Source organism: Lelliottia amnigena (assembly GCF_019047465.1).
In the GTDB taxonomy this organism is placed as follows: Bacteria; Pseudomonadota; Gammaproteobacteria; order Enterobacterales; family Enterobacteriaceae; genus Enterobacter; species Enterobacter amnigenus.
In genome coordinates, this window is sequence record NZ_CP077236.1 from 4,392,106 (window position 1) to 4,416,128 (window position 24,023).

The 24,023-nt window shown below is 54.0% G+C and carries 24 protein-coding genes; 10 read left to right on the forward strand and 14 right to left on the reverse strand.

Annotated features, from left to right (window positions below; translation table 11 throughout):
* Positions 1-36 precede the first annotated feature (36 nt).
* Positions 37-1,215, forward strand: a complete 1,179-nt coding sequence (gene purT, locus I6L74_RS20780) for a formate-dependent phosphoribosylglycinamide formyltransferase (RefSeq protein WP_059179718.1) — start codon at positions 37-39, stop codon at positions 1,213-1,215.
* Positions 1,216-1,249: 34 nt separating this feature from the next.
* Here the strand turns inward: purT and kdgA are convergent, their stop codons facing one another.
* The 3 genes from kdgA to zwf all read right to left on the reverse strand — a co-directional run bounded on the left by kdgA (position 1,250) and on the right by zwf (position 5,452).
* Positions 1,250-1,891 carry a bifunctional 4-hydroxy-2-oxoglutarate aldolase/2-dehydro-3-deoxy-phosphogluconate aldolase gene (gene kdgA, locus I6L74_RS20785; RefSeq protein ID WP_015959421.1) on the reverse strand — a complete coding sequence of 214 codons (642 nt, stop codon included), beginning with the start codon at positions 1,889-1,891 and terminating at the stop codon, positions 1,250-1,252.
* A gap of 39 nt (positions 1,892-1,930) precedes the next feature.
* Positions 1,931-3,742, reverse strand: a complete 1,812-nt coding sequence (gene edd / locus I6L74_RS20790) for a phosphogluconate dehydratase (RefSeq protein WP_059179717.1) — start codon at positions 3,740-3,742, stop codon at positions 1,931-1,933.
* A 234-nt stretch (positions 3,743-3,976) separates the two neighbouring features.
* A complete protein-coding gene (gene zwf / locus I6L74_RS20795; protein WP_059179716.1) occupies positions 3,977-5,452 on the reverse strand; it encodes a glucose-6-phosphate dehydrogenase in 1,476 nt (491 codons plus the stop codon).
* Positions 5,453-5,809: 357 nt separating this feature from the next.
* On the opposite strand from zwf, the gene I6L74_RS20800 reads away from it, so the two are divergent.
* A complete protein-coding gene (locus I6L74_RS20800; protein WP_059179715.1) occupies positions 5,810-6,679 on the forward strand; it encodes a MurR/RpiR family transcriptional regulator in 870 nt (289 codons plus the stop codon).
* Between the two features lie 106 nt (positions 6,680-6,785).
* Positions 6,786-8,228 (forward strand): pyruvate kinase, encoded by a 1,443-nt coding sequence (gene pyk / locus I6L74_RS20805; protein WP_059179714.1) that lies wholly within the window; start codon positions 6,786-6,788, stop codon positions 8,226-8,228.
* 49 nt (positions 8,229-8,277) lie between these two features.
* Here the strand turns inward: pyk and lpxM are convergent, their stop codons facing one another.
* The 3 genes from lpxM to znuA form a co-directional block, all read right to left on the reverse strand.
* On the reverse strand, positions 8,278-9,249 hold the full coding sequence (gene lpxM / locus I6L74_RS20810; protein ID WP_059179713.1) for a lauroyl-Kdo(2)-lipid IV(A) myristoyltransferase: 972 nt from the start codon (positions 9,247-9,249) through the stop codon (positions 8,278-8,280).
* A gap of 120 nt (positions 9,250-9,369) precedes the next feature.
* Positions 9,370-10,689: a murein DD-endopeptidase MepM gene (gene mepM, locus I6L74_RS20815; protein ID WP_059179712.1), complete on the reverse strand. Its 1,320-nt coding sequence runs from the start codon at positions 10,687-10,689 to the stop codon at positions 9,370-9,372.
* Positions 10,690-10,704: 15 nt separating this feature from the next.
* Positions 10,705-11,649 (reverse strand): zinc ABC transporter substrate-binding protein ZnuA, encoded by a 945-nt coding sequence (gene znuA, locus I6L74_RS20820; RefSeq protein WP_059179711.1) that lies wholly within the window; start codon positions 11,647-11,649, stop codon positions 10,705-10,707.
* 77 nt (positions 11,650-11,726) lie between these two features.
* On the opposite strand from znuA, the gene znuC reads away from it, so the two are divergent.
* Both znuC and znuB read left to right on the forward strand, forming a co-directional pair.
* Positions 11,727-12,482, forward strand: coding sequence for a zinc ABC transporter ATP-binding protein ZnuC (gene znuC / locus I6L74_RS20825; protein WP_059179710.1), 756 nt, complete (start codon positions 11,727-11,729; stop codon positions 12,480-12,482).
* The gene (znuB, locus tag I6L74_RS20830; RefSeq protein WP_059179709.1) at positions 12,479-13,264 is read left to right on the forward strand and encodes a zinc ABC transporter permease subunit ZnuB; all 786 of its coding nucleotides are present in this window, start codon (positions 12,479-12,481) and stop codon (positions 13,262-13,264) included. Before znuC ends, znuB begins: the two co-directional genes overlap by 4 nt.
* 37 nt (positions 13,265-13,301) lie before the next feature.
* Here znuB and ruvB read toward each other — a convergent pair whose 3' ends face one another.
* The 6 genes from ruvB to aspS form a co-directional block, all read right to left on the reverse strand.
* Positions 13,302-14,312 (reverse strand): Holliday junction branch migration DNA helicase RuvB, encoded by a 1,011-nt coding sequence (gene ruvB / locus I6L74_RS20835; RefSeq protein WP_059179708.1) that lies wholly within the window; start codon positions 14,310-14,312, stop codon positions 13,302-13,304.
* An 8-nt stretch (positions 14,313-14,320) separates the two neighbouring features.
* Entirely contained in the window at positions 14,321-14,932 is a 612-nt protein-coding gene (gene ruvA / locus I6L74_RS20840) for a Holliday junction branch migration protein RuvA (protein WP_059179707.1), read from the reverse strand.
* A 79-nt stretch (positions 14,933-15,011) separates the two neighbouring features.
* The gene (gene ruvC, locus I6L74_RS20845; protein WP_059179706.1) at positions 15,012-15,533 is read right to left on the reverse strand and encodes a crossover junction endodeoxyribonuclease RuvC; all 522 of its coding nucleotides are present in this window, start codon (positions 15,531-15,533) and stop codon (positions 15,012-15,014) included.
* A gap of 34 nt (positions 15,534-15,567) precedes the next feature.
* Complete coding sequence (locus tag I6L74_RS20850; RefSeq protein ID WP_015959434.1) at positions 15,568-16,308, reverse strand: YebC/PmpR family DNA-binding transcriptional regulator; 741 nt, start codon at positions 16,306-16,308, stop codon at positions 15,568-15,570.
* Positions 16,309-16,447: 139 nt separating this feature from the next.
* On the reverse strand, positions 16,448-16,891 hold the full coding sequence (gene nudB / locus I6L74_RS20855; protein ID WP_059179705.1) for a dihydroneopterin triphosphate diphosphatase: 444 nt from the start codon (positions 16,889-16,891) through the stop codon (positions 16,448-16,450).
* 1 nt (position 16,892) lies between these two features.
* Entirely contained in the window at positions 16,893-18,665 is a 1,773-nt protein-coding gene (gene aspS / locus I6L74_RS20860) for an aspartate--tRNA ligase (RefSeq protein ID WP_059179704.1), read from the reverse strand.
* Positions 18,666-18,929: 264 nt separating this feature from the next.
* Between aspS and I6L74_RS20865 the strand changes: the two genes are divergently transcribed.
* The 5 genes from I6L74_RS20865 to cmoB are packed head-to-tail and all read left to right on the forward strand — an operon-like array spanning position 18,930 to position 22,507.
* Positions 18,930-19,496 (forward strand): hydrolase, encoded by a 567-nt coding sequence (locus I6L74_RS20865; protein ID WP_059179703.1) that lies wholly within the window; start codon positions 18,930-18,932, stop codon positions 19,494-19,496.
* On the forward strand, positions 19,493-20,311 hold the full coding sequence (locus I6L74_RS20870; RefSeq protein WP_059179702.1) for a DUF72 domain-containing protein: 819 nt from the start codon (positions 19,493-19,495) through the stop codon (positions 20,309-20,311). The genes I6L74_RS20865 and I6L74_RS20870 overlap by 4 nt, the downstream gene beginning before the upstream one ends.
* Positions 20,312-20,362: 51 nt before the next feature.
* Positions 20,363-20,758 carry an MAPEG family protein gene (locus I6L74_RS20875; protein ID WP_059179701.1) on the forward strand — a complete coding sequence of 132 codons (396 nt, stop codon included), beginning with the start codon at positions 20,363-20,365 and terminating at the stop codon, positions 20,756-20,758.
* Between the two features lie 40 nt (positions 20,759-20,798).
* Positions 20,799-21,539, forward strand: a complete 741-nt coding sequence (cmoA, locus tag I6L74_RS20880; RefSeq protein ID WP_059179700.1) for a carboxy-S-adenosyl-L-methionine synthase CmoA — start codon at positions 20,799-20,801, stop codon at positions 21,537-21,539.
* Positions 21,536-22,507: a tRNA 5-methoxyuridine(34)/uridine 5-oxyacetic acid(34) synthase CmoB gene (gene cmoB / locus I6L74_RS20885; protein ID WP_059179699.1), complete on the forward strand. Its 972-nt coding sequence runs from the start codon at positions 21,536-21,538 to the stop codon at positions 22,505-22,507. Before cmoA ends, cmoB begins: the two co-directional genes overlap by 4 nt.
* Before the next feature lie 117 nt (positions 22,508-22,624).
* Here the strand turns inward: cmoB and cutC are convergent, their stop codons facing one another.
* A complete protein-coding gene (gene cutC, locus I6L74_RS20890) occupies positions 22,625-23,368 on the reverse strand; it encodes a copper homeostasis protein CutC (protein ID WP_059179698.1) in 744 nt (247 codons plus the stop codon).
* Positions 23,369-23,454: 86 nt separating this feature from the next.
* The gene (locus I6L74_RS20895) at positions 23,455-24,015 is read right to left on the reverse strand and encodes a VOC family protein (RefSeq protein ID WP_059179697.1); all 561 of its coding nucleotides are present in this window, start codon (positions 24,013-24,015) and stop codon (positions 23,455-23,457) included.
* Positions 24,016-24,023: the final 8 nt, after the last annotated feature.

Here is a 24,023-nt window from a genome sequence, read left to right on the forward strand (position 1 = left end):
CGTATATACTGCGCGCAACTTTTTCAGGGGGATTTTATGACTTGTTTAGGAACTGCGCTGCGTCCGGCAGCCACGCGCGTCATGCTGTTAGGTTCAGGCGAGCTGGGAAAAGAAGTGGCCATTGAATGCCAGCGTCTGGGCATAGAAGTGATCGCCGTCGATCGTTATCCCGATGCCCCAGCCATGCACGTCGCGCATCGGTCGTACGTTATCAATATGCTGGATGGCGATGCCCTTCGCGCACTGATCGAACGCGAGAATCCTGACTATGTCGTGCCGGAAATTGAAGCCATCGCGACGGACACATTGTTGTCACTGGAAGCGGAAGGCCAACGCGTTGTGCCGTGCGCTCGCGCCGCGAAGCTGACCATGAACCGTGAAGGCATACGTCGTCTTGCGGCGGAAGAGCTGGCAATCCCGACGTCAAGCTACCGCTTCGCGGACGGTAAAGCCGATTTCCTGCAGGCCGTAGAAGAGATTGGTTACCCGTGCATCATTAAGCCGGTAATGAGTTCCTCGGGTAAAGGGCAGAGTTTTATTCGCGATGAAAGCACACTGGATAACGCCTGGGACTACGCCCAACAGGGTGGACGTGCGGGCGCCGGACGCGTGATCGTCGAGGGGGTGGTGAAGTTTGATTTCGAAATCACCCTGCTCACGGTAAGCGCAGTTGATGGCGTGCATTTCTGCGACCCGATTGGACACCGTCAGGAAGACGGCGATTACCGTGAATCCTGGCAGCCGCAGCAAATGAGCGCTCTGGCGCTTGAGCGCGCGCAGGAGATCGCCCGCAAAGTGGTCATCGCCTTGGGCGGTTTCGGCCTGTTTGGCGTGGAACTGTTTGTGTGTGGTGACGACGTCATTTTCAGCGAAGTGTCCCCTCGCCCGCACGATACCGGCATGGTGACGCTGATCTCTCAGGATTTATCAGAGTTTGCGCTGCACGTGCGCGCATTCCTGGGGTTGCCTGTGGGCGGAATTCGTCAGTACGGTCCGGCCGCGTCCGCCGTGATCCTGCCAAAGCTCACCAGTCAAAACGTAATGTTTGATCGCGTGGAATCTGCCGTGGGTGCAGGTCTGCAGGTACGTTTGTTTGGCAAGCCGGAAATTGACGGTTCGCGTCGTCTGGGCGTGACGTTATCGGTAGCGGATAGCGTAGAAGAGGCCGTTGCGAGAGCGAAAAAGGCCAGTGCGAGTGTGATCGTCAGAGGATAAACAAAACGGGCCGTTTGGCCCGTTTTTGATGGTCTTACTGCTTCGCGCCTTCGACTGCTTCGCGCGCCAGTTTGGTGATGCGATCCCAGTCGCCCGCTTCCAGCGCATCCGCCGGAACCAGCCAGGAACCACCGATACACAGAACGCTTTTCAGCGCCAGGTAATCGCGGTAGTTTGCCGGCGAGATGCCGCCAGTCGGGCAGAAACGCACCTGAGAGAACGGGCCTGCAATCGCCTGCAGCGCTTTAGTGCCGCCGTTTGCTTCCGCCGGGAAGAATTTGAACTCTTTAAGACCGTAGTCCATACCCAGCATCAGTTCAGAAACCGTGCTGATCCCAGGAATTAACGGGATAGAACCTTCTGTTGCTGCTTTCAGCAGTGGCTCAGTCAGGCCCGGGCTGATGGCAAACTGCGCGCCCGCTTCCGTCACTTCAGCCAGCTGCTGTGGATTCAGCACGGTACCGGCACCAATAATTGCATCAGGCACTTCCTTCGCAATGGCGCGGATGGCATCCATCGCGCATGGCGTACGTAGCGTCACTTCCAGAACACGAACCCCACCTGCAACCAGCGCTTTCGCCATCGGAACGGCGTGCTCCAGTTTATTCACCACGATAACCGGCACTACAGGACCGGTTGTCAGGATTGCTTCCGCACTTGTTTTCCAGTTTTTCATCAGTGTTTTTCTCTCGCCAGATCGATAATTCTTGTCGTCTTAAAACGTAATACAGGTCGCACCCTGTTCAGCGCCGGAAAGTTTCTCGCGCAGCGCACTGAACATTTCGCGCCCTGTTCCCACACGCGACGCGCTCAGGTCAGGAATATGCGGCTTACGGGCTTCAAGTTCGGCTTCATCCACCAGCAGGGTCAATTCGCCTGTCTGGCCATTCACGCGGATGATGTCGCCATCGCGGACTTTCGCCAGCAATCCACCATCATAGGCTTCGGGCGTGACGTGAATCGCTGATGGCACTTTACCTGATGCGCCAGACAGTCGTCCATCGGTGACCAACGCAATTTTGAAACAGCGGTCCAATAATACACCAAGTGGCGGCATAAGTTTATGTAATTCTGGCATGCCGTTCGCTTTTGGTCCCTGATGACGCACCACCACCACGCAATCTTTGTTTAACAGTCCCGCTTCGAAAGCAGGCAAAACATCGTGCTGGCTTTCAAAAATAATGGCCGGCGCTTCCACCACCTGGTTTTCAACCGGCACCGCAGACGTCTTCATGACCGCGCGACCAAGATTTCCGCTCAGCACCTTGGTGCCGCCATGGCGGGAGAAGGGTTTATCAAACGTCGCGATAACGGCCTCATCGAGAGGCTCACGCGCACCGTCGCGCCAGTCCAGTTCGCCGTTATTCAGCCACGGTTCCATGGTGTAGCGCTGCAGGCCAAAGCCCGCAACGGTGTTAACATCTTCGTGCAGCAGACCGCCTTTCAGCAGCTCGCGGATCAGAACCGGTACACCGCCTGCCGCCTGGAAGTGGTTGATGTCTGCCGGGCCGTTCGGGTAGAGACGCGCCATCAGCGGAACCACATCGGAAAGCTCAGAGAAGTCATCCCAGTTAATCAGAATGCCTGCCGCGCGTGCCATCGCCACCAAATGCATGGTGTGGTTCGTTGACCCGCCCGTCGCCAGCAACGCGACAATACCGTTCACCACCACTTTTTCGTCAACCATTTTGCCGAGCGGCATCCACTCGTTTCCGTTGCCGGTCAAACGCGTGACCTGACGCGCTGCCGCTTCAGTCAGCGCCTGGCGCAGCGGAGCATCCGGCTGAATGAACGATGAACCCGGCAACTGCATACCCATAAATTCCACGACCATCTGATTGGTGTTGGCCGTGCCGTAGAAGGTACAGGTGCCCGGTGCGTGATAAGAGGCCGCTTCTGCTTCAAGCAGGGCAATACGATCGGCTTTGCCCTCGGCATAAAGCTGACGAATACGCACCTTTTCTTTGTTCGGCAGGCCGCTCGCCATCGGGCCAGACGGCACGAAAATAGCCGGTAAATGGCCGAATGAGAGCGCGGCCATCGCCAGACCTGGGACGATTTTATCGCAGACGCCCAGGTATAACGCGCCATCGAACATGTTGTGCGACAAACCGACCGCTGCTGACATGGCAATGATTTCGCGGCTCAGCAGTGACAGCTCCATGCCGTCCTGCCCCTGCGTGACACCGTCGCACATGGCCGGAACGCCGCCTGCGACTTGCCCGACTGCGTTGGCGCTGTGCAGCGCTTTACGGATGATCTCCGGATAGTGTTCGTAGGGTTGATGCGCGGACAGCATGTCGTTGTAAGAGGTGATAATCGCAATATTGTTACGGAGCATGCTTTTCAGCGACGCTTTATCTTCTGGCTGACAGGCAGCAAACCCGTGGGCCAGATTACCGCAGGCCAGTTGGGAGCGATGTACCGTGTCGGTTTTGGCCTGCTGGATGCGGGCGAGATAGGCAGAACGTGTCTTTTCCGAGCGTTCGATAATACGCTGTGTTACCCGTAACATTACTGGATTCATAAAGGGCTCCTCAAATTTATCTGTCCGTGCTCATGGTTAACAAGGTGATGCGCATGTATTAACAAGGCTGAAACGCTTGTGGTCAGGAGCTCAGGGGCAAAATCACTGAGGCTAGTGTAATAAAAAAAGCTCCGTGGGTGAATCCACACGGAGCTTAAATGCTTAAAAATTGTGCCACAATCTGTGTTAGATCATGTTACCGGTAAAATAACCTCTTAGGATTATCCGCCAGCATTACTCAAACTCGTTCCAGGAGCGGCCGTCACGGGTGATCATCGCGACAGACGCCACAGGTCCCCAGGTGCCTGCCTGATACGGTTTAGGCGCATCCTGATCGGCGGCCCACGCTTCCGTAATGGAGTCGACCCATTTCCATGCCTCTTCAACTTCATCGCGACGCACAAACAGCGCCTGGATACCGCGCATGGTTTCCAGCAGCAAACGCTCGTACGCATCGGCAAGGTGCGTTTCATTGAAGGTTTCGGAGTAGCTCAGATCCAATTTGGTGGTCTGCAGGTTGTGCTTGTGATCCAGCCCCGGCACTTTGTTCAGAACCTGAATATCGACACCTTCGTCAGGCTGCAAGCGGATGGTCAGCTTGTTCTGCGGCAGTTCTTGCCAGGACTCTTTGAACAAATTCAGCTCTGGATTTTTGAAATATACCACCACTTCGGAACATTTCGTCGGCAGGCGTTTCCCGGTGCGCAAATAGAACGGGACACCCGCCCAGCGCCAGTTATCGATATCCACGCGAATGGCAACAAAGGTCTCGGTGTTGCTGGACTTATTCGCGCCCTCTTCTTCCAGATAGCCCGGTACTTTTTTACCCTGCGCAAAGCCAGCGGTGTACTGCCCACGAACGGTCTTCTCACGCACGTTCGAGCGATCGATACGGCGCAGCGACTTGAGGACTTTCACCTTCTCATCACGGATGTTATCCGCTGAAAGGTCAGACGGCGGAGACATCGCAATCATGCACAGAATTTGCAGAAGGTGGTTTTGGATCATGTCGCGCATCTGACCGGCCTGGTCGAAATAGCCCCAACGGCCTTCGATGCCCACTTCCTCGGCCACGGTGATTTCGACGTGATCGATAGTGCGGTTATCCCAGTTATTGGCAAACAGGGAGTTAGCAAAACGCAGCGCCAGCAGGTTCAGTACCGTCTCTTTGCCGAGATAGTGGTCGATACGATAGACCTGACACTCTTCGAAATATTCGCCCACCTGATCGTTGATTTCGCGTGACGTCGCCAGCGAGGTTCCCAGCGGTTTTTCCATCACCACACGCGCTGGTTTTGCGTTGAGTTTCGCTTCACCCAGGCCTTTGCAGATCGCACCAAACGTACTTGGCGGCATGGCAAAATAGTTGATCGTTACGCGATTTTCCTGGTCAAGCATCTCACCGAGGCGTCCGAACGCGGTGGTATCGTTGACATCCAGGTTGCAGAAATCAAGACGACCGCTCAGCGTATCCCATAAACTTTCATCAATTTTCTCTTTCATGAAAGTCTCGATCGCTTCGCGCACCACTTTGGTGTAAGCGTCTTTGTCCCAGTCAGCGCGACCCACGCCCAGGATGCGGGTATCCGGGTGAATCTGGCCTGCTTTTTCCAGTTGATACAGGGAAGGCAGCAATTTACGGCGTGCAAGATCGCCTTTCGCGCCGAAAATGACCAGGTCACATGCCTGGGCTGTTTGCGTTACCGCCATGTCATTCTCCTCAGTTGGATTCCCTGGTGCTTATGCCAGGATATCGTTGTAATTTTATTACAACGCACTGTACTGCTTTTACGTCATTCCCGAAACCATTTGCGCTTATCCTCACGTGCGATAACGCGTTTTTTCGCTCATTATGCGTTTCAGTTAGGGGAATAAGGATGAAACCGCTGAATCTTTGTTCGACCTGATTTTGCCAAAACTCGACAGCGATCAAGTAATGAAAAAAAACAACAACTTTTGATGTCGTTAATTAGCCCTCGGCCAGGCCAGAGGGGTATATTCTTCCTCATTAGAATCACGATTTCTTCTATTAATGAAATCGCTTCCACACGTGAGCGCCTTGTCATAATGAACATGCTGGAAAAAATCCAGTTTCAACTGGAACACCTTAGCAAATCCGAGCGGAAAGTGGCTGAAGTTATTCTCGCCTCCCCTGCTCAGGCCATTCATTCAAGCATCGCCACGCTGGCACAAGAATCCGGTGTGAGCGAGCCCACCGTAAACCGGTTTTGCCGCAGTCTGGAGACGCGTGGTTTTCCTGATTTTAAACTGCATCTGGCGCAAAGTCTGGCAAACGGCACGCCTTATGTAAATCGCAATGTCGACGAAGATGACAGCGTTGAAGCCTACACCGGTAAAATTTTCGAATCGGCGATGGCGACGCTCGATCACGTCCGCCAGTCGCTGGACAGAGCCTCAGTCAATCGCGCCGTGGATTTGCTCACCCAGGCGAAAAAGATTGCCTTCTTTGGCCTTGGCTCATCGGCCGCAGTCGCGCATGATGCGATGAACAAATTTTTCCGTTTTAACGTGCCGGTTATCTATTCTGATGACATCGTCCTGCAACGCATGAGCTGTATGAATTGTAATGAGGATGATGTGGTCGTGCTTATCTCGCACACAGGGCGGACCAAAAGTCTGGTAGAACTGGCGCAGTTAGCGCGTGAAAACGATGCCATGGTCATCGCAATCACCACAGCCGGCACCCCACTGGCACGAGAAGCCACTTTAGCCATAACGCTCGACGTACCGGAAGATACGGACGTCTACATGCCAATGGTGTCCAGACTGGCGCAATTAACCGTCATTGACGTGCTGGCAACCGGTTTTACGCTGCGTCGTGGAGCGAAATTCCGAGATAACTTGAAGCGGGTCAAAGAAGCGCTTAAGGAATCGCGTTTTGATAAAGAGTTGCTCATTAAGGGCGATGTACCCTAAATGATGTTATAAGGTTGTTACTTTTTTCGGTATTCGGTAAGTTTCTACACAGCGCCGAATCAATGTTCACGCAACACCAAAGTTGTTTCAGTCAACGGAGTATTACATGTCCAGAAGGCTTCGCAGAACCAAGATCGTTACCACCTTAGGTCCGGCTACTGACCGCGATAATAACCTCGAGAAAATTATTGCCGCAGGCGCCAACGTGGTACGCATGAACTTCTCTCACGGTACACCAGAAGACCACAAATTACGTGCAGACAAAGTCCGTGAGATCGCGGCTAAACTGGGGCGTCACGTGGCTATCCTCGGTGACCTGCAGGGTCCGAAGATCCGCGTGTCGACATTTAAAGAAGGTAAAGTTTTCCTCAATATCGGCGACAAGTTCCTCCTGGATGCCAACCTGGGTAAAGGTGAAGGCGACAAAGAGAGAGTCGGCATTGACTATAAAGGTCTGCCCGCTGACGTTGTGCCGGGCGATATCCTGCTGCTGGATGATGGTCGCGTACAGCTGAAAGTGCTGGAAGTTCAGGGCATGAAAGTGTTCACCGAAGTCACCGTGGGCGGCCCACTGTCGAACAACAAAGGCATCAATAAACTGGGCGGCGGCCTGTCTGCAGAAGCGCTGACTGAGAAAGATAAGGCTGACATCATCACCGCCGCGCAAATCGGCGTCGACTATCTGGCTGTCTCCTTCCCGCGCTGCGGCGAGGACCTGAATTATGCACGCCGTCTGGCACGCGATGCAGGCTGCGATGCCAAAATCGTCGCGAAAGTCGAACGTGCAGAAGCCGTGTGCAGCCAGGACGCTATGGATGATGTGATTCTGGCCTCTGACGTAGTGATGGTGGCGCGTGGCGATCTGGGTGTTGAAATTGGCGACCCGGAACTCGTTGGGATCCAGAAAGCGCTGATTCGCCGTGCGCGTCAGCTGAATCGCTCGGTGATCACCGCGACTCAGATGATGGAGTCAATGATCACCAATCCAATGCCAACGCGTGCAGAAGTGATGGACGTGGCAAACGCCGTGCTGGATGGGACCGATGCCGTGATGCTCTCGGCGGAAACCGCAGCGGGTCAATATCCTGCTGAAACCGTTGCTGCCATGGCGCGTGTTTGCCTGGGCGCTGAGAAGATCCCAAGCATTAACGTGTCTAAGCACCGCCTGGATATTCAGTTCGACAATGTGGAAGAAGCGATTTCCATGTCCGCGATGTACGCGGCGAACCATCTGAAAGGCGTAACCGCCATCATTACCATGACGGAATCAGGCCGTACGGCGCTCATGACGTCACGTATCAGCTCTGGTCTGCCTATCTTCGCCATGTCCCGCCACGAGCGCACGCTGAACCTGACGACGCTGTACCGTGGCGTCACGCCAGTGTACTTCGACAGCACCAGTGATGGCGTTGCTGCTGCTAACGATGCCGTTAACTTGCTGCGAGACAAAGGCTACCTGGTGTCCGGCGATATCGTTATTGTCACCCAAGGCGACGTAATGAGCACCATTGGCTCAACAAACACGACGCGTGTCATGACCGTCGAGTAAATGCGTTAGCTGCCGCGCATAAAAAAATCCCCCGTTTCCGGGGGATTTTTTATTTCTTCGGATATAACTCTTTGCGTTTGTAAGGCTCTTTTTCGCCTGGCTTACGCGTTTTCAGTAGTTTGAGGATCCAGGTGTACTGCCCCAGATGCGGCCCCACCAGAATTTCGACCTCTTCATTCATGCGACGCGCAATCGTATGATCGTCTGCGGTGAGCAAATCATCCATCGGCGGGCGGACTTCAATGGTCAGTCGATGCGTTTTCCCATCGTAGACCGGGAAGAGAGGTATGACGCGGGCGCCACACACTTTCATTAAGCGGCCTATCGCGGGCAGCGTCGCTTTATAAGTGGCAAAGAAATCAACGAATTCGCTGTGCTCAGCGCCATGATCCTGGTCCGGCAAATAGTAACCCCAATATCCCTGACGAACAGATTTGATAAAGGGTTTAATCCCGTCGTTACGCGCATGCAAACGCCCACCGAAGCGGCGGCGTACTGTGTTCCACACGTAATCGAAAATCTTGTTGCCCTGGTTATGGAACATCGCCGCCATCTTCTGGCCCTGCGACGCCATTAGCATCGCGGGAATATCCACCGCCCAGCCGTGCGGCACCAGAAAAATCACTTTCTCATCGTTGCGACGCATCTCCTCGATGATTTCCAGCCCTTTCCAGTCGACGCGATTGATCACTTTTTCGGGTCCGCGTAACGCCAGTTCCCCCATCATCGCCATCGCCTGCGGCGCAGTGGTGAACATGACATCAATAATCGCTTCGCGTTCGGCGTCGGTTTTTTCCGGGAAACAGTAGTACAGGTTGATCTGTGCGCGGCGACGGGCGCTTTTTCCCAATCGACCGGCAAGTAAACCTATTTTACCCAGTAAAGGATCGCGCACAGCGGCGGGAAGTAAGGCGATGCCAGCAAAGGCGTAGACACCGAGCCAGGCCCCCCAGTGGCGCGGATGGCGAAAGGATTTCTCAAACTCGGGAATGTATTCAATATTGTTTTTTTGGGTTTCCATGCTGGTTCCAGGGTCTGGTGACGCACAAAATAATAATGAGGTAGTTTAGCGAGGCAGGCTCAAAGGCACAAAAGAAAAAGCCGGCGCATGTTCGCACCGGCTTTTCAAAACGCGATAAAACTAGTCGAAACGCAGTTGCGGCATCACTTCTTTCACCTGTGCCAGGTAATCGCTGCGATCTTTACCGGTCAGCCCTTCGGTACGCGGCAATTTAGCCGTCAACGGGTTAACCGCCTGCTGGTTAATCCACACTTCATAGTGCAGATGTGGCCCCGTTGAGCGTCCGGTATTGCCTGAAAGCGCAATGCGGTCGCCGCGTTTCACCTTCTGACCCGGCTGAACCAGCAGTTTACGCAGGTGCATGTAGCGGGTGGTGTAGGTGCGACCGTGACGAACGGCAACGTAATACCCTGCCGCGCCGCTGCGTTTAGCAATCACTACTTCACCATCACCCACCGAGAGCACTGGCGTGCCTTGCGGCATCGCGAAGTCAACACCACGGTGTGGCGCGACGCGTCCCGTCACCGGGTTCAGACGGCGTGGATTAAAGTTGGAGGAAATTCGGAATTGCTTCGACGTTGGGAAACGCAGGAATCCTTTAGCCAGCCCGGTCCCGTTACGGTCGTAGAACTTGCCGTCTTCTGCGCGAATCGCGTAATAATCTTTACCGTCAGAGCGTAAACGTACGCCCATCAGTTGGCTCTGCTCGCGCTTGCCGTCCAGCATTTCGCGGGACATCAAAATAGAAAACTCGTCGCCTTTTTTCAGTTTGCGGAAATCCATCTGCCACTGCATCGCTTTGATGACGGAGCTGATTTCACCGCTGGTTAAGCCGGCGTCACGGGCGCTGGCCACAAAACTGCCGCCAACGGTACCTTTCAACACGCTATTAACCCAGTCGCCCTGCTGCATTTCACTGGTCATCTTGAAACCGTTTCCAGCACGATCGTAGGTACGGGTTTCGCGACGGGAGACTTCCCAGGTCAGGCGCTGTAAATCGCCGTCGTTAGTCAGTGTCCAGGAGAGCTGTTGACCAATTTTTAGGTTGCGTAATTCTTTATCTGAGGCAGCAAGCTGGCTGATATCGCCCATCTCAATGCCGTACTGATTCAATACGCTGCTGAGTGTATCCCCTGTCGAAACGACGTATTCATGGATACCGGCTTCATTTGCGGTTTTGTCATCCAGCTCATCCTGAGGGATCGCTTCATCTTCCTGCGGAGCCTGATCGATGGGCTCGCTGGCTTCAGGTAACAACGAGCGGATTTCACTCTTTTCCAGCTCGATGGTTTTAACGATAGGGGCTGAATGCGGGTGGTACACATAGGGCCGCCAGACGGCGACCGCTAAAGTGAGAACTGTAAGAGACCCCAGCATGACGCGGTGGGGTCTAGGCAGATTGTTAAATGCCAGGGCGACAGAGCGGGCTATCTGTTGCACGTATTCACTTCCTCGTTAATCTCCTTTCAGGCAGCTTGAATACTGGTTCGCCAATTGGCTGAGAAACTGCGAATAGCTCGTTTTACTCAACGTAATATTGGTTCCAAGCGGGTCCAGGGTTCCCATGCGCACGGAAGTTCCCCGGGCCACGGCTTCAACGACCGCTGGCCTGAACTGTGGCTCAGCAAAAACGCATGTCGCTTTTTGCTCAACCAACTGTGTTCTTATTTCATGTAAACGCTGCGCACCAGGTTGAATTTCCGGGTTGACGGTGAAATGCCCCAGCGGGGTCAGACCGTAGTGTTTTTCATAGTAGCCATAAGCATCATGAAAAACGAAATACCCTTTTCCTTTCAACGGTGCGAGCTCGTTACCAACCTGCTTATCGGTTGCGGCTAATTGTGCCTCAAAATCTTTCAGGTTGGCGTCTAGTTTGGCTCGACTTTGCGGCATAAGTTCCACTAATTTATCGTGGATTGCAACCGCTGAGAGCCGCGCTATCTCTGGAGAAAGCCAAAGATGCATGTTGTACTCACCGTGATGGTGATGGTCGTCACCTTTTTCACCTTCACCATGGTTGTGCCCTTCATCATGATCGTCGTCATCTGACCCTTTCATGAGCAGCGGTTTCACACCGGCAAGTGCGGCGATGGTGACCTTTTTCTGCTCAGGAGTCTGGCTCGCGGATTTCTGCATGAACGCTTCCATCTCCGGACCAATCCACACCACTAAGTCCGCGTTCTGTAAGCGTTTTGCATCAGATGGACGCAGTGAATAGTCATGTTCTGAAGCACCGTCAGGCAGCAATACCTGCGTTTCAGTGACGCCATCGGCGATGGCAGAGGCGATAAATCCCAGCGGCTTAAGCGAAGCGACAACGGCGGCGTTAACATCTTGTGCTGCGCTACCCCAAAGGGCAGCGGATAATGCTGCGAAAAGAAGCGTATTTTTATGTAACATAATGCAACTTATGATCGTAATGAATGAGTTGAATGTGATATTATAACATTCGATGACTTCTGCAAGCTTAAATTGACATGATGAATTTAGTTTCTCTCGAAAATATCTCGGTCTCATTCGGTCAGCGCCGCGTCCTTTCTGACGTGTCCCTGAATCTGAAACCGGGCAAAATATTGACGTTACTCGGCCCCAATGGTGCAGGTAAATCGACGCTGGTTCGCGTGGTTCTTGGTCTGGTAGCACCTGATGCGGGTGTCATCAAGCGCGACGAAAAACTGCGAATTGGCTACGTACCGCAAAAATTGCACCTGGACTCTACCCTGCCGCTGACCGTGAGTCGTTTTCTGCGGCTGCGTCCCGGTACGCGCAAAGCCGATATTCTCCCTGCGTTAAAGCGCGTTCAGGCAGGCCATCTGATTGAAGCCCCATTGCAAAAACTGTCGGGTGGCGAGACGCAGCGCGTATTGCTGGCGCGAGCGTTACTGAGCCGCCCCCAGCTTCTGGTGCTCGATGAACCGACTCAGGGCGTGGATGTTAACGGTCAGGTTGCACTGTACGACTTAATTGACCAACTCCGTCGCGAGCTGGATTGCGCCGTGCTGATGGTTTCGCACGATCTGCATTTGGTGATGGCGAAAACCGACGAAGTCCTGTGCCTGAATCATCACATCTGCTGTTCGGGTACACCTGAAGTCGTCTCCATGCATCCAGAATTCATTTCGATGTTTGGCTCTCGCGGTGCCGAACAGCTTGGGATTTATCGCCACAACCATAATCATCGCCATGATTTACAGGGACGGATTGTCCTGCGTCGGGGAAATGGACACTCATGATTGAATTGTTATTACCCGGCTGGCTTGCCGGGATTATGCTCGCCTGCGCGGCGGGTCCACTGGGATCATTTGTCGTCTGGCGTCGAATGTCCTACTTCGGCGATACGCTGGCACATGCTTCGCTGTTAGGCGTGGCATTTGGTTTACTGCTGGATGTGAATCCCTTCTATGCGGTCATTGCCGTCACGCTGATGCTGGCCGCCGGCCTGGTGTGGCTCGAAAAACGCCCTCATCTCGCCGTCGATACCCTGTTGGGCATCATGGCGCACAGCGCATTGTCTCTTGGCCTGGTAGTGGTGAGCCTGATGTCGAACATTCGCGTCGACTTGATGGCGTATCTGTTTGGCGATTTGCTGGCGGTGACGCCAGAAGATCTCATCTCTATCGCCATTGGCGTTGTGATTGTGCTGGGGATTTTGCTGTGGCAGTGGCGCAATTTGCTCGCCATGACCGTCAGTGAAGATTTAGCCTTTGTCGATGGCGTTAAGCTTCAGCGTGTGAAGCTGTTGCTGATGCTGGTGACCGCCCTGACAATTGGCGTCGCGATGAAATTTGTCGGTGCGCTTATCATCACATCGTTGCTGATTATTCCGGCAGCAACGGCGCGTCGTTTTGCTCGCACGCCTGAGCAAATGGCAGGAGTCGCCGTGGTTATCGGCATGATTGCGGTCACGGGCGGCTTAACGTTCTCTGCTTTTTACGACACACCTGCAGGCCCGTCGGTCGTGCTCTGTGCCGCGCTCATGTTTATCTTCAGCATGATGAAAAAGCCCGCGAGTTGACGTGAGTACCCTCTCCCACCGGAGAGGGTAAAGCGCGTTAAGGCATTTCCGGAGGGGTGATGCCAAAGTGATTCCACGCACGCACCGTCGCCATACGTCCACGCGGGGTGCGCTGCAAAAATCCCTGCTGAATCAGATAGGGTTCCAGAACGTCCTCAATCGTTTCGCGCTCTTCACCAATCGCCGCCGCAAGGTTATCCAGCCCGACCGGCCCGCCAAAGAATTTATCCAGGATCGCCAGCAGCAGCTTGCGGTCCATATAGTCAAAACCTTCGGCGTCAACGTTAAGCATATCCAGCGCCTGCGCCGCGACGTCCAGGGAGATCGTCCCGTCGTGTTTCACTTCGGCAAAATCGCGCACACGACGCAGCAGACGGTTGGCGATACGTGGCGTACCGCGTGAGCGTTTAGCCACTTCAAATGCGCCATCATCGCTGAGCTCCAGCCCCATAAATCGGGCGCTGCGACCCACGATATATTGCAGATCGGGTACCTGATAAAATTCAAGACGCTGCACAATACCGAAACGATCGCGAAGCGGTGAGGTCAATGATCCTGCACGCGTCGTCGCGCCGATGAGGGTAAACGGTGGCAGGTCGATTTTGATGGAGCGCGCCGCAGGGCCTTCACCGATCATGATATCCAGCTGATAGTCTTCCATCGCCGGATACAGCACTTCTTCGACCACAGGCGAGAGGCGGTGGATTTCATCGATAAATAAAACGTCGTGCGGCTCGAGGTTGGTGAGCATCGCCGCCAAATCCCCTGCCTTTTCCAACACCGGCCCTGACGTGGTACGCAAATTAACGCCCATCTCGTTAGCCACAATATTCGCTAACGTGGTTTTCCCCAGCCCCGGCGGACCAAAAATCAGCAGATGATCGAGCGCTTCACCGCGAAGCTTCGCCGCCTGGATAAAGATTTCCATTTGCGAGCGTACCTGCGGCTGGCCAATGTACTCCTCCAGAAGCTTAGGGCGGATGGCACGATCCACCACATCTTCCGGCTGGTTGCTGGCTGCCGATATCAGGCGGTCTGCTTCAATCATCCTTTACCTCACAATGCAGCGCGGAGCGCTTCACGAATCAGGGTTTCACTATTAGCGTCGGGTTTGGCGATTTTACTCACCATACGGCTGGCTTCCTGAGGCTTATAGCCCAGCGCCACCAGCGCAGCCACCGCTTCTTGCTCAGCGTCATCTGACGTTGGGCCGTTCGGTGACGTCAATACCAGATCGGTGGCAGGCGTAAACAGATCGCCATGCAGACCCTTGAAGCGGTCTTTCATTTCGACAATCAGTCGCTCGGCGGTTTTTTTGCCAATGCCTGGCAATTTGATCAATGCGGCGGGATCTTCACGCTCAACGGCATTCACAAACTGGTGCGCAGACATGCCGGACAAAATCGCCAGCGCCAGCTTCGGCCCCACGCCGTTGGTTTTAATCAGCTCACGGAACAGCATGCGTTCCTGCTTATTGTTGAAACCATACAGCAGCTGCGCATCCTCACGCACCACAAATTGGGTGAAGATGATGGCTTCTTTGCCCGCGTCCGGAAGTTCATAGAAACAGGTCATCGGCATATGGACTTCGTACCCCACGCCTCCTGTTTCAAGCAGGACTAACGGGGGTTGTTTTTCAAGAATAATGCCTCTGAGTCTGCCAATCACATGACGCTCCTGCGTTAAGGGCTAAAGATTTACCGCCATCATAAAAAAAGGCTGGATGTTTATCCAGCCTGATTTGTGATTATCGTAACCGACCTCGCGCCAGACTGAGCCGAGACTCACTCATTTGCATGGAATTTTGGGTCACGTGACAGTGCGTTATCGCAATGGCCAGCGCATCAGCGGCATCCGCTTGCGGGTTCGCCGGGAGTTTTAGCAAGGTACGCACCATGTGCTGTACCTGACTTTTATCCGCACCGCCCGTTCCTACCACAGTCTGCTTGACCTGACGCGCGGCATATTCGAACACGGGCAAATCCTGGTTGACCGCCGCAACAATCGCGACGCCGCGCGCCTGGCCCAGCTTCAGCGCTGAATCGGCATTTTTCGCCATAAACACCTGCTCGATGGCGAAGAAGTCCGGCTGAAACTGGGTGATAATTTCCGACACGCCCGCGTAAATCAACTTAAGACGCGAGGGTAAATCATCCACTTTGGTGCGAATGCACCCGCTGCCAAGATAGGTTAACTGACGCCCGACCTGGCGGATAACGCCATAACCGGTGATGCGTGAGCCGGGGTCAATCCCGAGGATAATCGACATCACGCATCTCCTGTAAGGGGTTCAGAGGCTCTCATCAGAGAGTCGCTGCAACCTCATCAGAAATTTCACCGTTATGGTAAACTTCCTGCACGTCATCGCAGTCTTCGAGCATGTCGATCAGACGCAGCAGTTTTGGCGCGGTTTCCGCATCCATGTCCGCTTTGGTTGATGGAATCATGGACACTTCCGCGTTATCCGCTTTCAGACCCATAGCAGCCAGTGCATCACGCACAGCGCCCATCTCTTCCCACGCGGTGTAAACATCAATCGCGCCGTCATCAAAGGTCACAACGTCTTCAGCACCGGCTTCAAGCGCCGCTTCCATAATCGCATCTTCATCGCCCGCATCGAAAGAGATCACCCCTTTCTTGCTAAACAGATAGGCCACGGAACCGTCAGTGCCCAGGTTACCACCAGTTTTGGTGAAGGCATGACGCACTTCAGCAACGGTACGGTTACGGTTGTCAGACAGACACTCGACCATAACCGCTGTACCGCCAGGACCGTAACCTTCATAAATGATGGTTTCCATGTTCGCGTCGTCATCGCCGCCCACGCCACGCGCGATAGCGCGGTTCAGGGTGTCACGCGTCATGTTGTTCGCCAGCGCTTTGTCGATAGCCGCGCGCAGACGTGGGTTGGAACCCGCATCACCGCCGCCCAGACGCGCTGCGGTCACCAGCTCACGAATGATCTTAGTGAAAATTTTACCGCGCTTGGCATCCTGTGCCGCTTTGCGGTGCTTTGTGTTGGCCCACTTACTATGACCTGCCATAAAAAGTTCTCCAAAATTATCCTTCGCCTTTCAGCTTCCAGATGCGTTGGCTGCGCCTGCTTAATCCCGTCACTTACCGAAATAAGCACCTGTCGATTAACGGCCTTGCCGCCTTGCTGGAAACTAAAATGCTCGGAAATTAATTAACATTAATTACAAATTCTTCAATCGCCTGCCGATTGCTCCACGACTTGGTGAGCGCTGCGGCATCTGTCGCATCAACCCAGCGGTAGGTTAAATGTTCTGTGAACACAATTTCCCGTTCGTGGGGCAGCGCAAGACAGAACCATGATTCCGTATTGCGCTTAATTCCCGGCGCATAGCGATGACGTAAATGGCTAAAAATTTCAAACTCCACCGTACGCTGGCAGTTCATCAAGGTCAGTTGCTCGTCGGCAACATCAATCAGGACCTCTTCCTTTACTTCGCGTGCGGCGGCTTGCAGCGCAGTTTCACCCTCTTCCAGACTGCCGGTTACCGACTGCCAGAAATCAGGATCGTCGCGCCGCTGCAACATCAGCACCCGTCTGGTGTCGGCTGCAAAAATGACGACTAACACCGAAACGGGACGCTTAAAGGCCATATCAGTTTTTCTCTTCCTTCTTCACCACGTCGATACCCAGCTCCGCTAAGGATGCAGGATTAGCGAAACTTGGCGCTTCGGTCATCAGACACGCGGCGGCAGTGGTTTTCGGGAAGGCGATAACGTCACGAATGTTATCGGTGCCGGTCAGCAGCATGGTCAAACGATCCAGACCAAACGCCAGACCTGCGTGCGGCGGTGTACCGTACTTCAGCGCATCCAACAGGAAGCCGAATTTCTCGCGCTGTTCCTGTTCGTTGATACCGAGAATGCCAAACACGGTTTGCTGCATGTCACCGCTGTGAATACGCACAGAACCGCCGCCGACTTCGTAGCCGTTGATAACCATGTCGTAGGCGTTAGCAATCGCGGTTTCTGGTGCTGCTTTCAGCTCATCAGCGTTCATATCTTTTGCGGAAGTGAACGGATGGTGCATCGCGGTTAAGCCGCCTTCACCGTCATCTTCAAACATTGGGAAGTCGATAACCCACAGCGGCGCCCATTTGGCTTCGTCGGTCAGGTTCAGGTCTTTACCCAGTTTAAGACGCAGCGCACCGAGTGCATCGGCAACCACTTTTTTGTTATCCGCGCCGAAGAAGATCATATCGCCGTCCTGCGCGTCAGTACGCTCAAGAATGGACTCAACGATTTCGGCGTTCAGGAATTTAGCAACCGGGCTGGTGATCCCTTCGATGCCTTTCGCACGTTCGGTGACTTTAATATAAGCCAGCCCTTTCGCGCCGTAGATCTTCACGAAATTGCCGTAGTCGTCAATTTGTTTACGGCTCAGGCTTGCACCGCCAGGAACGCGCAACGCAGCCACACGGCCTTTTGCATCGTTAGCCGGGCCGGAGAAGACCGCAAATTCAACCGCTTTAAGCAGGTCAGCAACGTCCACCAGCTCCATCGGGTTACGCAGATCCGGTTTATCAGAACCGTAACGACGTTCTGCTTCAGCAAAGGTCATGACAGGGAAATCACCCAGATCCACACCTTTTACATCCAACCACAGGCTGCGAACCAACGCTTCCATCAGCTCACGCACTTGCGGCGCGGTCATGAAGGAGGTTTCGACGTCGATCTGGGTAAATTCAGGCTGACGGTCTGCGCGCAAGTCTTCATCACGGAAGCATTTTACGATCTGGTAGTAGCGATCGAAGCCAGACATCATCAGCAGCTGTTTGAACAGCTGAGGAGACTGTGGCAACGCGTAGAATTTGCCTTTATGGACGCGTGAAGGAACCAGATAATCGCGCGCGCCTTCTGGCGTGGCTTTGGTCAGCATCGGGGTTTCAATATCCAGGAAACCGTGATCGTCCATAAAGCGGCGCACCAGGCTGGTGATTTTGGCGCGCGTTTTCAGGCGCTGAGCCATTTCCGGACGACGCAGATCCAGATAGCGGAATTTCAGACGCGCTTCTTCGGTATTGACGTGGTTGGAGTCAAGCGGCAGCGATTCTGAACGGTTAATAATGGTCAGATCGGACGCGAGCACTTCGATTTCGCCGGTCGCCATGTCCGCATTAATATTTTTTTCGTCACGCGCACGCACGGTGCCGGTAACCTGGATGCAGAACTCATTACGCAGTTCGGAGGCCAGTTTTAACGCCTCTGCACGATCCGGATCGAAGAACACCTGAACGATGCCTTCACGATCGCGTAAATCGATGAAGATTAGGCTACCAAGGTCACGACGACGGTTGACCCAACCACACAGGGTCACCTGCTGTCCGACGTGGGACTGACGTAACTGCCCGCAATATTCTGTACGCATGAGATATCCCTTAATTTAGCCGCAGGCTAAATGTCGCCTGTTTAACAGGCTACTATGTCGCAGCTTTCTGTATGTCACTAATGGGTGAAAAAAGGCGGCTATTATACTGGAAATTCCGCCGTACGATAAGAGAGAAGCGCGCCAGACGCGCGATTGCTGCACTCTTATTGCGCATTCTCACAAAAATTAACAAAATTATCCGATCTTCAACAGGCTTTCTCGTCGTAAGGTGTTACCAAAGCTAATTATTTGACTGGAGTTAACATGTTCACACTGGATGCCACCAAAACCGCGCTCGTCGTGATCGATTTACAGGAAGGCATTTTGCCCTTCGCAGGCGGCCCACATGCGGCGGCGGACGTCGTTAGCCGCAGTGCGCGACTCGCTGAGAAGTGCCGCGAAAACGGTTCACCGGTGGTGATGGTGCGTGTGGGCTGGTCTGCGGATTTTGCCGAAGCGCTGAAACAACCTGTCGACGCACAGACTCCAGGCCAGGCGCTGCCGGACAACTGGTGGGATTACCCGCTCGCGCTCGGCAAGCAAGAGAGTGATATCGAAGTGACTAAGCGCCAGTGGGGCGCGTTCTACGGTACCGATCTTGAACTGCAGCTGCGCCGTCGCGGGATCGACACCATTATTCTGTGCGGCATCGCCACGAACATCGGTGTGGAATCTACTGCACGAAACGCGTGGGAGATGGGCTTTAATCTGGTGATCGCCGAAGACGCCTGCAGCGCAGCCGCGACTGAACAGCATATGGGCAGCATGACCAATATCTTCCCGCGTATCGGTCGCGTGCGCACGACTGAAGAGATTTTAAGCGCGTTATGATTTATCTGGGTCTCCCACAATGGTCGCACCCCAAATGGGTGCGCCTTGGCATTACCAGTCTCGAAGAGTATGCCCGACACTTTAATTGCGTCGAGGGTAACACCACGCTGTACGCGCTTCCGAGAGCGGAAATTGTTGCGCGTTGGCGCGAGCAAACCACCGATGATTTTCGCTTTTGCTTTAAATTCCCGGCGACGATTTCTCACAACGCCGCGCTACGAAACTGCGGCGATCTTACGCAGGAATTTCTGGAACGCCTGTCACCGCTTGCAAATCGGATCGGACAGTACTGGCTGCAACTGCCCGCCACCTTTAGTCCGCGAGATTTACCCGCACTGTGGCACTTTCTCGATGCCCTGCCTCGCGACTTTCGCTATGGCGTTGAAGTTCGACACCCGGCGTTTTTCACGAAAGGCGAAGATGAAAAAGCGTTAAATCGTGGCTTACACGAACGCGGCGTGAATCGCGTGATCCTCGACAGTCGTCCGGTGCACAGCGCCATTCCTCATAATGAAGCCATTATTGAGGCCCAACGCAAAAAGCCAAAGGTGCCGGTTCACGCGATTGTCACAGCCGGCAACCCTATGGTCAGGTTTATCGGCAGCGATAACATGCAGCAAAATCGTGAACTGTTTGACGTCTGGCTACACACATTGCCGAAATGGGAACAGACCACGACACCGTATCTTTTCTTGCATACACCGGACATTGCGCAGGCCCCTGAACTGGTCGATGCTCTTTGGCAAGCCTTGCAGGCCGCCGCGCCGTCGCTTGGCCCTGCCCCCGCTATCCCACAACAATCTTCTCTTTTCTGAAATCAGCCCCTATCATAGAAGTGCCATCTGCCAAAACAACAGGGAGTTTGTATGGTCAGCGCGCTGTACGCGGTGTTAGGTGCATTACTACTGATTAAATTTTCGTTCGATGTTGTGCGCCTGAGAATGCAATACCGTGTCTCTTACGGTGACGGTGGATTTTCGGAACTACAAAGCGCGATCCGCATTCACGGCAACGCCGTGGAATATATTCCCGTTGCATTGATTTTGCTGCTGCTCATGGAAATGGACGGCGCGGAAACCTGGATGGTTCACGTCTGCGGTCTGCTGTTGATCGCCGGACGCATCATGCATTCCTACGGTTTTCACCACCGCTTATTCCGCTGGCGTCGTTCCGGCATGAGTGCAACCTGGTGCTCGCTGTTGCTGATGGTGCTGGCAAACCTGTGGTATATGCCGTGGGAGTTGGTTTTCTCGTTTCATTAGCGCACAATACGCCACTTTATTTTTCCCGGATTTTTACGTTATGACCGATCGCGACACGCTTTTTTCCGCGCCTATCGCCAGTCTGGGCGACTGGACCTTTGATGAACGGGTAGCCGAAGTCTTCCCGGATATGATCCAGCGCTCTGTTCCAGGTTACTCCAATATTATCTCTATGATCGGCATGCTGGCTGAGCGTTTCGTTCAGCCCGGCACGCAAGTCTATGACCTGGGCTGCTCGCTGGGCGCGGCAACGCTGTCCGTTCGTCGTAACGTGCATCATGAAGGCTGCAAAATTATTGCTGTCGACAACTCACCTGCCATGGTGGAGCGCTGCCGCCGTCACCTGGACGCGTACAAAGCCCCCACGCCGGTCGACGTGATCGAAGGGGATATCCGCACTGTCGAGATCACCAATGCTTCGATGGTCGTGCTGAATTTTACCCTGCAGTTTCTGGAACCCGACGATCGCCAGTTATTGCTGGACAAAATTTACCAGGGGCTTAATCCTGGCGGCGCGCTGGTCCTGTCTGAAAAATTCAGCTTTGAAGACGCCAGCGTGGGTGAACTGCTTTTCAACATGCACCATGATTTCAAGCGTGCCAACGGCTACAGCGAACTGGAAATCAGCCAGAAACGCAGCATGCTGGAAAACGTGATGTTGACCGACTCCGTCGAAGCCCACAAAGCGCGTTTACATAAAGCCGGATTTGAACACAGTGAACTCTGGTTCCAGTGCTTCAACTTTGGTTCTCTGGTGGCACTGAAAGGCGGTCAGGCATGATTGAGTTCAGCAATTTTTATCAGCTTATCGCTAAAAACCATCTCTCCCACTGGCTGGAAACCTTGCCCGCGCAGGTTGCCGCCTGGCAGCGCGAACAACTGCACGGGCAGTTTAAGCAGTGGAGTAATGCCGTCGAGTTTTTACCGGAAATGACGCCGTATAAACTGGATCTGCTGCACAGCGTGACGGCTGAAAGCGAAGCGCCGCTGAGCGATGGGCAGCTGCTACGCCTCGATAAATTAATGCGCAATCTCATGCCCTGGCGCAAAGGACCGTTTTCACTTTACGGCCTGAATATTGACACCGAATGGCGTTCCGACTGGAAATGGGATCGCGTCCTGCCGCATCTGTCGGATCTGACCGGGCGTACGATTCTCGACGTGGGCTGCGGGAGTGGTTACCACATGTGGCGCATGATCGGCGCTGGCGCGCATCTGGCCGTCGGTATCGACCCGATGCAGCTGTTTCTGTGTCAGTTCGAAGCCGTACGTAAGCTACTGGGCAACGATCAGCGCGCGCACCTGCTGCCGTTGGGTATAGAGCAGTTGCCGGCCCTGGCCGCCTTTGACACTGTCTTTTCGATGGGCGTGCTTTATCACCGCCGTTCGCCGCTCGAGCATTTATGGCAGCTGAAAGATCAGCTGGTCAGCGGTGGCGAACTGGTGCTGGAAACGCTGGTGATTGAAGGTGACGAAAATGCAGTGCTGGTGCCGGGCGACCGCTATGCGCAGATGCGCAATGTCTATTTCATTCCTTCCGCGCTGGCGTTGAAAAACTGGCTGGAGAAGTGTGGTTTTGTGGATGTGCGTATCGCCGATGTGTGCGTCACATCGACAGAAGAGCAGCGACGCACGGAATGGCTCACCACGGAATCACTGGCCGAGTTCCTCGATCCGAACGACAGTACAAAAACGATCGAAGGCTATCCTGCACCAATGCGCGCAGTGTTGATCGCCACGAAGCCGTAGAAACGGTTTCGATTGCAGGAAAAAAGATAAAAAAAGGCCCCTGTTGAAATTGCAGGGGCCTGGTACAAGCAAGCATCATATTGGGCAAGATGATGCGCGGTAAAAATCGGTACGTTGCTACACGTGATGACGCTCAATTATCGATTTCATTACCGCAACCGACTCTCCCTCTACGCCGTAGCGGGAATACTCATCCGCTTCGGCATCCGTCGACATTGACAATCCTGTATTGCGATAACGCATGGGTGAAGGCGTCCAGTTGCCCGCAGAGCTGTGAAGCTCCTCAACCCCGGCGTTGATAAAGATTTCCAGATTGCTGGCACGGACACCCGCGCCTGCCATGATTATTGGAACACCTGAATGTGCTTTAAGTTCCGTAATTAATTTTATTCCTTTTTCAGCCGACGATGCCTGACCCGATGTCAGGATACGTGCAACCCCTAACTCCGCCAGATTATCAAACGCTTGCAGCGGATTTTTGCACATATCAAACGCACGATGAAATGTCACCGCCATCCCTTTCGCGGCCGTCATAACCTGACGCATACGCGGCATATCGACGTTACCATCTTCATCCAGCAGGCCAATCACCAGCCCCGGGAAACCCAGATCGCGAACCATTGCGATGTCTTCCAGCATGGCGTCAAATTCACTCGCTGAATAGAAAAAGTCACCGCCGCGAGGCCGAATAATCGGGTGTACAGGGATGGTCACCGTCTGGCGAACCGATTTGAGTACCCCGTATGACGGCGTTAACCCGCCCTCTTTTGGTGCCGCACATAATTCAATGCGATCGGCTCCGTACCGTTGCGCCGTTACCGCGCATTCCGCGCTGTAACAACAGATCTCCAAAAGCGCCAAGACATCCTCCTTAAAATGACGTTAACGCACCATCATGCCACGCCGCAAAACGGCGCACCTCGCGTGAGTTCACAAACTTATGCGGCCTATGCTTCACTGGCGACAATTTGCTCAAGGGTCCAGGGGTGAAATTTGACCGTCACGTTGCCGTCCGTTACCGCCAAAGTCGGATTAGGCAGTCGTTCGCGCGCGCCTTTCGGTGAACTGGTTTTGACAAAAATACCCGGTTTGCTCAAACCGTCATCTGACAATAAGGCCAGCGCGCGCGCATTCAGGCTGTCGGGATCCCCTGGCAACACAATTTCAATATGCTCCCAGCCCTCAATCGGATAGCGTTTTTCGCCCGGCCACGGCAATTCCACAACGCTAAACTGCCAGTGCGCAACGCACACGGGGTCGCGAAGCTTGAACAAGCAAATAGGACGGCCGTTAATTTCGGTTTCGGACAGCAGTTCCCCGCACTGTTCAAACCCACGACGCCAGCGCTCCGCCGTTGCATTTTGATGGCAGCGAAGAGAAATGTGATCCGCGTCGAGGGGGGCAATATCCAGCCCAAGCTGAGTGGCAAGTTCTGTGAACGCCTGAGTGAAACGCGGAAGATCTGCGGAAATATCATGCAGTTCATCAATGGATTGCCAGTTCGTCATCAGAAGGT

Coding starts and splice junctions, on each gene's coding strand:
- cmoB (WP_059179699.1), top strand. CDS start 21,536: ATGATTGAGTTCAGCAATTTTTATCAGCTTATCGCTAAAAACCATCTC.
- I6L74_RS20895 (WP_059179697.1), bottom strand. CDS start 24,015: ATGACGAACTGGCAATCCATTGATGAACTGCATGATATTTCCGCAGAT.
- zwf (WP_059179716.1), bottom strand. CDS start 5,452: ATGGCGGTAACGCAAACAGCCCAGGCATGTGACCTGGTCATTTTCGGC.
- lpxM (WP_059179713.1), bottom strand. CDS start 9,249: ATGGAAACCCAAAAAAACAATATTGAATACATTCCCGAGTTTGAGAAA.
- pyk (WP_059179714.1), top strand. CDS start 6,786: ATGTCCAGAAGGCTTCGCAGAACCAAGATCGTTACCACCTTAGGTCCG.
- cmoA (WP_059179700.1), top strand. CDS start 20,799: ATGACCGATCGCGACACGCTTTTTTCCGCGCCTATCGCCAGTCTGGGC.
- nudB (WP_059179705.1), bottom strand. CDS start 16,891: ATGGCCTTTAAGCGTCCCGTTTCGGTGTTAGTCGTCATTTTTGCAGCC.
- ruvB (WP_059179708.1), bottom strand. CDS start 14,312: ATGATTGAAGCAGACCGCCTGATATCGGCAGCCAGCAACCAGCCGGAA.
- aspS (WP_059179704.1), bottom strand. CDS start 18,665: ATGCGTACAGAATATTGCGGGCAGTTACGTCAGTCCCACGTCGGACAG.
- znuA (WP_059179711.1), bottom strand. CDS start 11,649: ATGTTACATAAAAATACGCTTCTTTTCGCAGCATTATCCGCTGCCCTT.
- kdgA (WP_015959421.1), bottom strand. CDS start 1,891: ATGAAAAACTGGAAAACAAGTGCGGAAGCAATCCTGACAACCGGTCCT.
- I6L74_RS20875 (WP_059179701.1), top strand. CDS start 20,363: ATGGTCAGCGCGCTGTACGCGGTGTTAGGTGCATTACTACTGATTAAA.
- znuC (WP_059179710.1), top strand. CDS start 11,727: ATGATGAATTTAGTTTCTCTCGAAAATATCTCGGTCTCATTCGGTCAG.
- I6L74_RS20800 (WP_059179715.1), top strand. CDS start 5,810: ATGAACATGCTGGAAAAAATCCAGTTTCAACTGGAACACCTTAGCAAA.
- I6L74_RS20850 (WP_015959434.1), bottom strand. CDS start 16,308: ATGGCAGGTCATAGTAAGTGGGCCAACACAAAGCACCGCAAAGCGGCA.
- I6L74_RS20870 (WP_059179702.1), top strand. CDS start 19,493: ATGATTTATCTGGGTCTCCCACAATGGTCGCACCCCAAATGGGTGCGC.
- I6L74_RS20865 (WP_059179703.1), top strand. CDS start 18,930: ATGTTCACACTGGATGCCACCAAAACCGCGCTCGTCGTGATCGATTTA.
- znuB (WP_059179709.1), top strand. CDS start 12,479: ATGATTGAATTGTTATTACCCGGCTGGCTTGCCGGGATTATGCTCGCC.
- ruvC (WP_059179706.1), bottom strand. CDS start 15,533: ATGTCGATTATCCTCGGGATTGACCCCGGCTCACGCATCACCGGTTAT.
- purT (WP_059179718.1), top strand. CDS start 37: ATGACTTGTTTAGGAACTGCGCTGCGTCCGGCAGCCACGCGCGTCATG.
- edd (WP_059179717.1), bottom strand. CDS start 3,742: ATGAATCCAGTAATGTTACGGGTAACACAGCGTATTATCGAACGCTCG.